Source organism: Sutcliffiella halmapala (genome assembly GCF_002019665.1).
GTDB classification, from domain to species: domain Bacteria; phylum Bacillota; class Bacilli; order Bacillales; family Bacillaceae_I; genus Sutcliffiella_A; species Sutcliffiella_A halmapala.
On record NZ_KV917375.1, the window covers coordinates 4,564,538 to 4,577,510 of the forward strand.

Below are 12,973 nucleotides of genomic sequence, written 5' to 3' on the forward strand. Positions count from 1 at the left end.
GGAGCGCTTTATGTTGTTAACGAAATCGACAGCAGCTCATGCAAAGCCTTTTATTAGAGGGCGATACTTTGCATGAGGTGGTATTTAGTAATTAACATATAACATCGCCTATCTCTTCGCATATCATTTCTAATTAATTGGCTTTGCACCTTATTACTATTCTAAAAAAATAAGGGGCTGGCAGAAATGAAATATGTAAACGCAAGCGCAGTTTTACCTGAAGAATTGATTAAAGAGCTCCAAAAGTACATTCAAGGTGAAACCATTTATATTCCGAAAACAAAAAATAGTTATCAAAACTGGGGGACACGTTCTGGTGGGAGGAAGATCATTGACGAGCGAAATGCTACGATTAAGAACGCTTTTAATGACGGCAAATCGATTAATCAATTAGCAGAGGAGCATTACCTCTCCATTGAAACGATCAAAAAAATTGTCTATTCCAAAAAATAGATGTAAGCACGGATGACCGTTCATTTGAAGGGTTATCCGTGCTTTTTTATGCCGAATTTGATTCTTACTTATTTTCGCTATTTCTAGAGGATATTGAGTTGTATTAAAGTAAACCTATCAGCATGTTAAGGAGGAACCACAATGGCAAAGCACGTAATTAAATTTCTAGAGGGAGAGAGTGTATATTTAAGGCCCGTTGAAAGCGAAGATTTAGATTTATTTTATGCGAAAGGGCTTTGGGAAAAAGAAGGCAGAAGACTTACTGGAACGAAAGCAGTATTTAGCCGGATCGAACTGCAGAAATGGTTCGAAAATGCTTCAACAGATAAAAGTAGAATTGACCTGATTATCTGCTTACAGGAAAATGATCAACCTATCGGCGACATAGCCTTGTTAAATATTAACCATCAAAACCGAAATGCTGTTGTTCGTATTTCTATTTTTGAAAAGAAATATTGGGGTAATGGTTATGGGACAGAGGCGATGTCGTTACTTTTAGAATTCGGCTTTGGCATCGTAAATCTACATCGAATAGGATTAGATGTCTTTTCCTTTAATAAAAGAGCCATTAAATCGTATGAAAAATTAGGCTTTAAGCAAGAAGGCATCATCAGGGATGAGCTCTTCTATGATGGAGAATACCACGACTCTATCATTATGGGGATTCTTGAGGATGAGTTTAAAAAAAAAGAGGTAGTTTAGCGAGAAAAGGCACAACTAGTGGTCAAAAACTAGTTGTGCCTTCTATACTATTTTAGGTTTCTGTATCACCCTTCATCTGTTCCATACATCCAACAAACAGAATGATATTTTAAGATAATGATATTTTTTTCTTTAAATCGTCTCTTTCAATTTCTGAGTCGTGTCTAATGTAGTGGCAAACGTAAGACTTTCTCCATCTATTTTCGGACCGATTTCTTGTAGATGAATGAATTAGTAAATTATGAAAGAAAAGAATATCTCCCTTTTTCATTTTGACTGGAATCTCCCTCGATAAATCGACGCCTTCTGTTTCATCTGTGCCCGCTTCATGTTCATTTTTATTTTTCACTGCAACGTGTTTAAGTAATCCAAGCTTATGGGACCCTGGGATCACCCATAAGCAACCATTTTCTTCATCAATATCTTCCATTGCTATATAACCTGCAACCATCGTATTCGGATGATTTCTAATATAAAAATAGTCCTGATGTGCCGCTTGCCCTTTGGCACCTGGTTCCTTGTAAAAGTACATACTTTGTACACCAACTGCTTCATCACCCATTAATTGAGCAAGCGCACCACTGACTACAGGAAGTTTCATCATCTGTAATGCAAAACCATCGTGCAAATGTGGATTAAATACCCGAACTTTAAAACGATTTTCATCCTTAACAGCTGCCCAATCCGGCATTTCAGAAGCAGAACGGATCGAATGAATATGTGAATTAAAAGCATCAATCAAATCATGACTACACCCATTTTTAATTAACACAAATCCATTTTCATTATATTGTTCGACCTCTTTACTTGTAAATGGCTTTAACCTCTCTAATTGTTTTTCCACTTTCATCATCCTCTCTAGTATATTGATGGTTAACTTCATACGTATAGAAAATATGAATCTTAGACCAATACCTATGATAATGGTCTGGTAATCCATTTCCTCATGGTAAAGAAATTGAAAATACTTACGACATCAAAGTTATCTTAGAGGTTATCTTGAAATTGTGGTTTGAAGGATCGTTAATAAAGAGTTAAATTAGATTATTACATATTCATTATTCATTCTTGTCATTACTGAACAGTCATCATTTGTCTTTTCGCTTCTATTTTCTTGAATGTTCTTTGCGTGATGAAAGTAATCCATAAAACTGGTCCACTGATACTAAAAAACAGCATCAATCCTTGGAATTTCAGTAAAATGAATGTCATCATTATTACACCAATTAGACTGACAATTGTTGTAATTGGGTTGAGCAATGCAAGAAAAATTGTACTCTTAATATATTCATAAATAGTCAATTTGTAGTGAACAAATACTGGAAAAATATAGACAAGTACTATCACATAAACAAAAAATACAACGATGATTAAATACTTCAAAACGGTAAAAATTATCGAAGGTTGCGCATCAAGAATACCTACATACATGTACAATGCACTACCAATGACAAGTAAAAATAGACCTAGTACTTGCGACTTCCAAAATTCCTTTTTGTATGAATCGACAAATGTACGGAAAAGCGGCATATCACTTTCACCGTTAACCCATCTTCTTGCCACTGTAAAAGCAGCAGTTGTTGCAGGGAAAACGCCGAAAATAATTAGACCCGCTATTGAAAATAAAATCCATAACAAATTTAGATAAGCTAATCGTAATATCCATTCACATAACTGATAAATTCTAGAGGATGCCTTACCCATCCCGCGTTCCCCCCTATGTAGTTTACTATTTGCTGGTCGATGACAACCGGGAATTAATGATGTTTAATTGAAAGACGACATCCTCATTGCAAATAAACATTTTGATAATAACTTGATTGAGTAGAAAGCCTAACCAAATGATAGGATTAGGATTATTTAGAGCTAACCGAGTCTTTTTCTAGTTTTCGTAAGTTTAGTTTGTTCATTAATTCAGCTGTTTCTTGATAGGCTTCGGTTACCCATTCCACGATTCCGTCAGGATTAGGAGAGAATTCTAGTTCACAAGAAACGACTCCATCATAGCCAACCTCATGAAGGACTTTGAGATAGCCCTCTAAATCGGCATTCCCTTGACCTGTTGGCCAATCGTTATGCACGGTGCCATCGTTATCAGAGATATGGACATGGCCAATTCTGCCTGTTAATCTTTTAATTTCGTTGGCTGGAATGTTTTGGACATGCATATGGCCTAAGTCCACATTGGCCAAGCAATTTTTGCGATTGACATCATTTAAGAATCTTTCCATTGTATCGATATCGTTGACGACGGAGTATTTAAAAGGCTCTAATTCTACTACAATGTCCATTCCACATTTTTCAGCATAATCACTTAGCTCCTGTACGGCTTCTACTGCATATGCCCATTGCACCTCAGGATCGATGACATTTTTCTCCCAGATATATTCCCCAAAGCAAACGAGTAAATTTTTCGCATCAAGGAATACTCCCATATCTAAGATTTGCTTATAACAATCGATCGCAAAGCGTCTTACATGTGCTTCCATGGAGATTAATTCGGGATAGGCACTTGTCATGGAAATGATAGGTAAATTATTTTTCTCGCAAAGCTGCTTAATTTTTTTAATATCGTATGATTTAAAGTCCATTTTCGGAAAAATATCAATTGTATCAAATCCGATATCCTTGATTTTCTGAATACCTTCAAAATATTCGACCTTACTTCCAAACCACGCTGAGTTAATACATCCTAGTTTCATAAAAATACTTCCCTTCATTAATAAATTATTTTCGCAAATTAAATGGCGGTTTCTATTGCATCATCAATAATAACGTTTCGATTTAGTAGTCTACTTTCCAAAGCTTCTACATCAATGGCACGAAATACTACATTTTCTTCAATACAAATAGCTGCTGCTGTACCTGCTGCTTGGCCCATTGCCATACATTGGGCAGAGTTGCGGGCAGATGCGAGTGCACCGTGTGTGGCTGATAGGCAGCGACCGGCGACTATCAAGTTATCAATTACTTTCGGCACAAGCGCTCGGTAAGGGATGTGATAGATGCCGTCTCCTTGGACATATGCCCAGCGTGTTCCGCTTCCAGGCTGATGATCTTCTACTGGTGCTCCACAACATGCAATTCCATCATCAAACTTGGTAGCTTGCAGGACGTCCTCTTCTGTTAAGACGTATTCTCCGAGAATTCTCCTAGTCTCTCTAACTCCAATGTGCTGGCTTGTAGAAATTAAGAAAGATTGATTGAATCCACGAACTTTCTCTTTTAAAAAGCGGGTGTATTCCTGAACCTGTTTCCTGCCTTTGATTTCTGCTAATGTAACGGCGAATGGATCGGTGGCATCTACACCTGGTACACGTACCATATTGCATTGGACTACACCAGGATTAGGAGTGATATGCCAAGAGCCATCCTCTCGTGGTAGTTTGAAATGGCCTGAGTTGTTTGCCTGCTTCATGTGCATGACTAGCTCTTCATGTGTCACCTTCTTCGCTTCTTCCACATTTACATTGCCTAAAAAGAAGATGGTGGAGAGGGATTGCATTTCATCACGGCTTGATTTTTCAAAGGGAACTCCAGACCTTGCTGCAATATCGCCATCCCCGGATGTGTCGATATATCGCTTGGCTTTGATTTCTGTTAGGCCATTTTTATTGGCAACTACAATGCTAGATATTTGGTTATTCTCGGTATTCACTTGGCATGCATACGTATGATATAAAAGTGTTACGCCGGCTTCTAACGCCATTTCTTCATAGACAATTTTTAATTGCTCCACATCATAAGTGATTCCTGTTCCGGCACCATAAGTATTTGCCCGCTCCAAGCATGCATTTTTATCTTTAAGCCTTTCGACAATCTCCCATGGGATTCCTCCAACGATTCTCCTTTGGGATTCACCTGGTGTATAGAAGCCATAGAACGTATCGACTCCTGTTGCTGTTCTGGATCCTCCTAGGCATCCTTGCGATTCGATTAAAATAACCTTGAGCCCTTGGCGTGCCGCAGCAATCGCTGCATTCGTGCCTGCCGCGCCTCCACCGATTACTAGTACATCAATATTTATCATTTCCTTGTCCATTTTTTCACCTCGCAAAAGATTATTAATAGATAATCCAAAGTTGTTTTAACATGTTGTGCAACCTATTCACTTCTATTTTTGTCATTATGCTGATCCATCGCCCAAGCAGCAATTCCAATTGCTCCTGCAAAATGGTCAAACTCCGATCTAATTAATTGAACACTTCCAAGCGAAGAGGGAAATAGTATTTCTTCTTCATGAAGCTTCTTGGAAATTAAGTCAAAAAGCACTTCCGACTTGGAAACTCCACCGCCAAATACAATAGCCTCTGGGTTTAACAATGCCATTAAATTTCGAATGGTTGTCGTTAGATGCGCGGCGGTTCCTTCCATAATTTCTATTGCTGGCTTATCCCCGGCATAAGCCGCTTTCGTTACTAACTCTGGGGTTATTTTATTCAAATCATTGTTGACGTAATCTCTCATAATGGTCGGCATCCCTTGTCTAATGAATCGTAAAGCTGCTGAGGATATGGCAGAGCCGCTCGCTACTGTTTCCAGACATCCATGATTTCCACAGCCGCACAAAACACCTTTAGGTTCGATCACTTGGTGTCCGATTTCCCCTGCAACGCCTCTACTACCTAATAGTAGTTTGCCGTTTTGCATGATTCCGCCACCCACACCTGTTCCAATCACAATGTAAATGAAATCTTTGAAATTTTTTGCAGCGCCAAATTTCTTCTCTCCATAGGTTGCCGCTCTTGCATCATTCATTAAGTAAACAGGGGTGTTTAGCAGCTCTTCCATTTTTCTTTTCAACGGTATCCCTTTCCATTGGTCTGGAAAGTTAGGCATGAGTTCCACCACACTATACTCACTTCCTAACACACCAGGTACCGTTACTCCAACAGCTGTCACATCAGCCGCTAGTTTCTTTTTCATATCTATAATTAAGCTCGCCATACGTGAAATTACATGTTCACTGCCAAATTCTGCTTCTGTCTTAATATGTCTTTCAGCTAAAATAGAGCCGTTCTGATCTATTGCCAGTGCTTTCACATTTGTACCGCCCAAATCAATCCCAATATAGTAAGACATTATCTCTATCCTTCCCCTACAAATAACGGGTGGAAGCCCAATATTCCTCATATGATTCTTCAAATAATCGCTTGGATTCCTCGTCACCTACGAAGACAGAGCTTGTAATGACCTTTGGTGTTTTTCCGTTTTCTAACAATTTCTGAGCGACTTTACATTTAATTGCGTTTACGATAATTGTATTACCAATCGTAGAGCCTGGCCCCACAGGTGTTTCTAAATTATCGATTTTTACCATGGCATCTCCTGGAATCGCGCAGTTATCGATAACAACATCTGCTAATTCATACAGCTTTTTACCCGAACTATGCTTAGATGTTGCGATTTTACTGTGTGCTAATGAGGTTACTGCAATTAAAGGAATACCTCTTTCTTTCATTTCTAAGGCGATATCAATTCCGACATTTCCGGTACCACTATGAGAGAAAAGCATCATGCTATCATATTCTCCAAAATGATAGTTTGAAAGAATAACTCTCCCAAAGCCTTCTACATTTTCAAGGAAAATTGCTTGTCTTTGCCCATTGTTTCCTACGACGTTATGATGATTGGTCAAGGAAAGCTCCACTAAAGGGTGAAACCCAGGGAAACTACCATATCGCGGATACATTTCTTCTACTGCCATTCTGGAATGACCACTACCAAATAAATGCACTAAATTGTTATGAAGTATACTATTGGCACAAATTTCAGCTGCGCGCTCAATATTCTCCATCTGAGTCTCTTCAAGCTTCGTTATAATTTTCTTTACTCCTGTTAAATAGTCTGTCTCAAGTCCCATTAAACCTGCTTCTATTTGATGCTTCATACTCTCATCCCTCTTTCTATTTTTTTATTGAGCACTCCAGCCGCCATCAATTGGTAGTGCAATACCTGTAATAAACTTAGATTGATCTGATGCCAAGAATAGAATCGCTTGTGCGACATCATCTGGATAACCTACATGTGGAGCAAGTGGCTGATAAAAGGTTAACGCATCCTGAATGACAGAATCATTGATCGCCCTTTGCGACATTGGCGTGTCCAGTAAGCCAGGGCAAACAACATTCAATCGAATATTATCTTTTGCATAATATACAGCAGCAGAACGCGTCATTGATATAACAGCTCCCCTGCTTGCTGCATATCCATGGGTACAAAAATGATCTTGTGTCCCAAGTAGTCCAAGTACAGAGGACACATTGACAATCGATCCACTTTTCTGACTTTTCATCACATTAAGAGCCTGCTTATTTGTCAAAAATACACTCTTAACATTGGAGTTCATGACAACATCCCAGCCCTCTTCCTTACACTCATCTAATGGACCGTCCCCAAATCTTCTCCCACTGATACCTGCAACATGTACTAATACATCGAGCCTTCCAAAAGCCTCTAGGGTTTTTTCAAAGATTAGATTCACATCAGCGGAATCAGAGGCATCTCCGTGTACTGAAAGAATGTTTGCTGTGGGACTTGTTTGTGCATGTAATTGTTCTTTCGCAGCGGCAGTCTTCTCTTCTTGTCTTCCTACTATTACTACGGAAGCGCCCTCCTCGATAAAAGTTCGAGCTGTTTCAAAGCCAATCCCGCTAGTTCCCCCGATAACTAAGACTACCTTGTTTTTCATTGTCATCCTTCACACCACCTGCTACTAGTTTTGACTGTATCTTTTTTAACGAATAAGCATTTTGCGGATTTTGGGTAATGAAACGATTCACCGTTTCCGCTGGTATTCCCTGTTTTTTTAGCCTTGGGATAAAGGTTTCCAGCAGATACGCCATACCTGGTCCACCGCCATATGCCTTCCAATAGCTCCTTAGCGCAAAGTCCGTTCCTAACAAAATTTTGTCCTGAAACCCTGCTTCAATCATTCTTACAATTAAGGAGACCGATTCAGAGTCGGGATGGTATTTTACTCTCGTGGCGTTATCATATTCGATAAAACAACCTGTACCGCCCAGCTCCTTATGTACATAAATATCTGGATTACGGTCCATATGACAAATAATCACATTTTCTGGTTTCACTCCGAATTTAGCTAATAGTTCTATTTGTTCGAGCCCACATGTACCATGCTCTGTGTGCGTGGCAATAGGTACCCCTGTTTCGAGATGGGCCATCGCAACGGCTTCAAAGAGCTTTTTCGAGACGGATTTTATCACATTGTAATCAGATGCTCCCTTTAGGACCCCTGCTTTGGCAGAAAGCCTTTCTACTAAAGGCCCGTTATAGCTATGCTTGTCCATGCCTACTTCGCATTCCTGAATTAAGAGATCAACAATTTGGTCAAGAGAGTAGGAATAGATCCAATGTAAATCGTCATAATACATCGGCTTATGAAAGCCTGTTGTAGCAATAATATGCGTCTCTGTTCGCTTTGCAATTTCCACTAAAGCAGACGGGTTTCTACCTGAATCAAGCGGCATAAAGTCTACGAAGGTTTTGGCTGAATACTTTTTACAATCATTAATCTCTTCTACAGCTTTCTCAACACTATTTAGCCTTAGATCGCTATTTTTCATTACACCAAGCCCGCCCTGAATAATCAGGTGTTCATGAGCATACACAATTCCTAGCTCGTCATGAGGAATATCCCCTAGAACAGTGCGAACTACTGCATCACCACTCATACTGCTCTCCCCTTTATATATGAATTTTCAAAAAATAAAAAGTGTCATTCTCACCATCTATTTTCCAATATTTCTGAAATCTTTATTGCTTTTTTATGTTGATTAGATACGTAGCAAGCCTCTACCATTGCCATTGTTTCTAAATTATTTCTCCCACTTATAGAGGACTCTTTTCCGGTTTCCAACGTTTGGAATAGTTCGCCCATTGTATAGCGAAATGCTCCAGGGAACCAGCTGCCTTCTAAATTAGGAGAATACCAAACATCGTTTAATTGCTTCGAATAAAAAGAGATTTTACTTCCTTCTCCCGATGGCCAACCGAGGTCCATTTTGATGACGCCCTCTGTTCCTTCTATTTTATAAAATACACCAAAGCCCTCTTTATCCCAGGTAAATCCGTCATCCCAGGCGGTTGCCATCATTCCACTGTCATATTCTAAAATGTAGGTTCCTGAATACTCTCCTTTATACGTTCCATCCGGATGTGGAATGGCCTTAGCATAGATGCTTGCTGGTGTCCCGAACAAAAAGCGAAAATGATCCAAGTGATGGATGCTCATAAATAAAAACATTAAGCGATCGTATTCCATCTGATAAGGCTGCCAGTGCGGGGTAAAACGCAATTCAATCGTTGCCATCACCGGCTTGCCAATATAACCATTTTCGATAAGATTTTTGGCTGCTCGGATAGCAGGATCAAAGCGCCCATTTTGATTAACAACCAATGAGACACCGTACTCTTCACAAATCGCTACCGCTTCTACTGCTTGCTTATAATTCATCGCCAATGGCTTTTGTGCCAAAATATGCTTTCCGCTTTTCGCCACTTCCCTGATAATGTCTATTTGATTATGTGGAGGTACCGAAATATCCACTACATCTATGCGCGGATCTGATAGCATTTCCTCAAGGGAGCTATAGACATTTGGAATGTGAAATTGCTCTGCTACTTCCTGGGCCTTAGAGACCGTGCGATTATAAATGCCGACCACATTGTAGCCCGCTTCCCGATATGCTGGTAAGTGGCATTCCTTCACGATAAATCCCGCTCCAACAATTCCAATCCCGTAGTCCTTTTTATCGCCGAGCTTTGGAACATAGTCTAATTTAAAATTTATCTCCATCGTTTTATCCTCCAACTCGAACTAGATTATTCGTTATTTCTGCAGTTCAAAGGAAATTTCTGTTACATCCTTGCTGTTTGGTCCGACATAAGCGACAAATCTCCCAGCATCACTAGCAAACTCTAAATTCGAATGGTAGTATCTGAGCTGTTCTTCTTTTATCGTAAAAGTCACTTCTTTCGTTTCTCCTGGCTGAAGGCTTATTTTTTGAAAACCTTTGAGCTCCATTAATGGCCGAACAACATCCCCTGAAATATCCCGAACATAAAGCTGAACTACTTCCTCCCCAGCAACCTCTCCTGTATTTTTCACCTTCACAGAAACAGTGATTGGCTGGGAGGCTGTCATGAATTCGCTAGATAAAGAGAATTCACTATAGGAAAAAGTCGTATAACTTAAGCCAAATCCAAAAGGGAAAAGCGGATCATTCGGTATATCAATATATTTAGAGACAAAGTCCTGAGATTCGGAAGCATCCTTTGGTCGTCCCGTATTGAAGCAGTTGTAATAGACAGGTATTTGTCCTACCGAATAGGGAATGGACATCGCTAGCTTTCCAGAAGGATTTACATCCCCAAACAAGAGATCTGCAATAGCCACTCCCCCTTCTGTCCCTGGAAACCATGCTTCTAGCAGCGCATCTGCCTTGTCGATGACACCATGTAAATCTAGCGGACGACCATTAAATAGCACAACCACGATCGGCTTTTGCAAGATTTTTAGCTTTGCAATTAACTCAAGCTGGGCCTGTGGTAAGCGGATATCTGCGCGACTGCCTGCTTCTCCACTCATATGGGTATGCTCCCCAACTGCCAATAAAATGACATCTGCTTTCCGCGCCGCACCCACAGCCTCCTCTAACTGTTCCTCTGTTCCCATTTCAAAATCACAGCCTTGTGAGATAAAGAGATTCGCAGGGTCTATTTTTTGATTGAGAGCATGATGGAGATTAATTGTCTCCTCTTTAGAACCGAGCCAAGACCACGGTCCTAAAATATCACCATTTTGAGCAAACGGCCCGATTAAGGCAAGCTTCTGATTCGTTTTTAATGGTAGCACTGCTTCATTTTTTAGGAGGACACATGATTTTGCTGCGAGATCGCGCGCTACTTGACGATGTTCTTCAGAAAGAATGATCTCTTCCTCCTGCTGTTCATCCGCTCCACGATATGGGTTTTCAAATAATCCTAATTTATTTTTCAAGGTTAAAATCCGCAGTACCGCCTCATCAAGCAAAGCTTCCTCGACGATTTCCTGTTCGATTAATTGCTTTAAATGATGCACATAGCAGGTCGTCATCATTTCGATATCAAGACCCGCCAAAATCGCCTTTTGTGCAGCTTCCGCTTCATCGGCTGCCACCCCGTGAGGAATCAATTCCTTTACGGCTCCCCAATCAGAAATCACGACTCCATCAAAGCCCCACTCTTCCCGAAGGATGCTTCTCATTAAATCCTTATTACCAGTAGCTGGAACACCATCGACTGTATTAAAGGCGGTCATCACTACTTCGCAGCCTTCGTCAATCGCCGCTTTATATGCTGGTAAATAGGATTCTCGTAATTGCCTTTCGGACATATTCACGGTATTGTAATCACGGCCACCCTCTGGTGCACCGTATGCAGCAAAGTGTTTGACACATGCTGCCACCCGATTCTTCTCGTTTTGCAGATCTGTTCCTTGAAAGCCCCTAACAAATGCTCTGGCAAAAAGACTGTTTAAATACGGATCCTCTCCAGTTGATTCATTAACTCTTCCCCAACGTGGATCGCGCACTAGATCGACCATCGGCGCAAAGGTAACATGTATCCCAGAAACGGCCGCTTCCTTTGCGGCAATTTCCGCGCTTTTTTCCGCCAATTCCAAATCCCATGAGCAGCCGATTGCAAGTGGAACAGGAAAGATGGTTTTAAAGCCGTGAATAATGTCGGCCATCATCAATAAAGGTATCCCTAGTCGATTCTCTGCCAAATGTTCTTTTTGGATATTGATTATTTCCTTAGCGCCCGAAGCCCCTAACACAGACCCGCAATTTTGGACTGTTTCTTCTGTTAACGCCATTTCCTCCAACGGCCCTGTAATTTGTCCAGCTGCTCCTTTAAAAAACGGGGTAGCTAATTGAATTAATTGCGCAACTTTCTCTTCTATTGTCATTTGTTCTAGCAAATCTTTTATTTGTTGATCGTTCATTCTGCACCTCCATTTCTTTTGTTCAAAAAATATGTATTTACTATTTAGGCTCGCTCGGCTTGCTCAAATAGTTCACTAACAGTTCAGCATTCTTCCTAATTTCTTCTTCGCTTATATAAGCTGCTCCGTATAAAATGAACGGGGGCAAATAATCCAATTCGGTCAATGTTACCGTTGCTTTTAGTGGCAACAGTAGCTGCTCCATCGTATATAAGCTCGTTCCATCAGGTCGGTACGAATCCTCTGCCTTTCCTGCTGATATGGCTAACACGAATTCTTTGCCACGCAATTGATTTCCTGTCCCATAAGCAAACCCATACAGGTATACCTCATCCTGCCACTTTTTCAGCAAGGACGGTGTGCTGTACCAGTAAAAAGGAAACTGGTATACTATTCGATCATGCTGTAGCAATAGCTGTTGCTCCCGCTCTACGTCAATCACACCTGTTGGGTATGCTTCATATAAATCGTGGACGGTTATGTTTGGTTCTTGCTGTAATCGTTCCTTCCAAATGCGATTTACCTTTGATTCCTGTAAATTTGGATGTGCTACTAACACGAGTGTTTTCATGATGTTATGACCTCACTTATATGTGAATATTTTATAGGGTTTTTATAAGCCGCTGGTGATCTCCACAAAACGCTACCTCCCGCAGGAGTCTACGACTTTCGCTCCAATCACCAGCTAAGGATAGGTTAAGATGAACTTGGTTCTTAAACTACTACCCACGTATATTTTGGAAAGATTCCTAGCTAAACTAATGTTTGTATCATTACCACATGAAACCTTATTACCCCCCGTTCCCCCTG

Annotated in this window: 13 protein-coding genes; 2 read left to right on the forward strand and 11 right to left on the reverse strand. The window is 40.4% G+C overall.

The genetic code is table 11. From position 1 onward, the window contains the following. The first annotated feature begins 186 nt into the window (after window positions 1-186). Entirely contained in the window at window positions 187-453 is a 267-nt protein-coding gene (locus tag BK580_RS22420) for a CD3324 family protein (protein WP_078382467.1), read from the forward strand. A 141-nt stretch (window positions 454-594) separates the two neighbouring features. Beyond that, window positions 595-1,155 (forward strand): GNAT family N-acetyltransferase, encoded by a 561-nt coding sequence (locus tag BK580_RS22425; RefSeq protein WP_078382468.1) that lies wholly within the window; start codon window positions 595-597, stop codon window positions 1,153-1,155. Between the two features lie 109 nt (window positions 1,156-1,264). On the opposite strand, the gene BK580_RS22430 is transcribed toward BK580_RS22425, so the two are convergent. From BK580_RS22430 to BK580_RS22480, 11 genes are all read right to left on the reverse strand, one after another. Further along, complete coding sequence (locus tag BK580_RS22430) at window positions 1,265-2,005, reverse strand: phytanoyl-CoA dioxygenase family protein (RefSeq protein ID WP_078382469.1); 741 nt, start codon at window positions 2,003-2,005, stop codon at window positions 1,265-1,267. A 224-nt stretch (window positions 2,006-2,229) separates the two neighbouring features. Beyond that, complete coding sequence (locus BK580_RS22435; protein WP_078382470.1) at window positions 2,230-2,859, reverse strand: YesL family protein; 630 nt, start codon at window positions 2,857-2,859, stop codon at window positions 2,230-2,232. A gap of 152 nt (window positions 2,860-3,011) precedes the next feature. Further along, the gene (locus BK580_RS22440) at window positions 3,012-3,857 is read right to left on the reverse strand and encodes a sugar phosphate isomerase/epimerase family protein (protein WP_169865225.1); all 846 of its coding nucleotides are present in this window, start codon (window positions 3,855-3,857) and stop codon (window positions 3,012-3,014) included. Window positions 3,858-3,895: 38 nt separating this feature from the next. Continuing rightward, window positions 3,896-5,197, reverse strand: coding sequence for an FAD-dependent oxidoreductase (locus tag BK580_RS22445; RefSeq protein ID WP_078382472.1), 1,302 nt, complete (start codon window positions 5,195-5,197; stop codon window positions 3,896-3,898). A gap of 62 nt (window positions 5,198-5,259) precedes the next feature. Then, a complete protein-coding gene (locus tag BK580_RS22450; protein WP_169865228.1) occupies window positions 5,260-6,237 on the reverse strand; it encodes an ROK family protein in 978 nt (325 codons plus the stop codon). 16 nt (window positions 6,238-6,253) lie between these two features. Then, a complete protein-coding gene (locus BK580_RS22455) occupies window positions 6,254-7,045 on the reverse strand; it encodes a sugar isomerase domain-containing protein (RefSeq protein WP_211279061.1) in 792 nt (263 codons plus the stop codon). A gap of 24 nt (window positions 7,046-7,069) precedes the next feature. After that, window positions 7,070-7,852, reverse strand: a complete 783-nt coding sequence (locus BK580_RS22460) for an SDR family NAD(P)-dependent oxidoreductase (protein WP_078382474.1) — start codon at window positions 7,850-7,852, stop codon at window positions 7,070-7,072. Then, on the reverse strand, window positions 7,809-8,849 hold the full coding sequence (locus BK580_RS22465) for a phosphotriesterase family protein (RefSeq protein WP_078382475.1): 1,041 nt from the start codon (window positions 8,847-8,849) through the stop codon (window positions 7,809-7,811). The genes BK580_RS22460 and BK580_RS22465 overlap by 44 nt, the downstream gene beginning before the upstream one ends. A gap of 50 nt (window positions 8,850-8,899) precedes the next feature. Continuing rightward, on the reverse strand, window positions 8,900-9,973 hold the full coding sequence (locus BK580_RS22470) for a Gfo/Idh/MocA family protein (protein WP_078382476.1): 1,074 nt from the start codon (window positions 9,971-9,973) through the stop codon (window positions 8,900-8,902). 33 nt (window positions 9,974-10,006) lie between these two features. Next, entirely contained in the window at window positions 10,007-12,163 is a 2,157-nt protein-coding gene (locus tag BK580_RS22475; protein ID WP_078382477.1) for a glycoside hydrolase family 3 N-terminal domain-containing protein, read from the reverse strand. Between the two features lie 40 nt (window positions 12,164-12,203). Then, window positions 12,204-12,734, reverse strand: coding sequence for an NAD(P)H-dependent oxidoreductase (locus tag BK580_RS22480; protein ID WP_078382478.1), 531 nt, complete (start codon window positions 12,732-12,734; stop codon window positions 12,204-12,206). Window positions 12,735-12,973 lie beyond the last annotated feature (239 nt).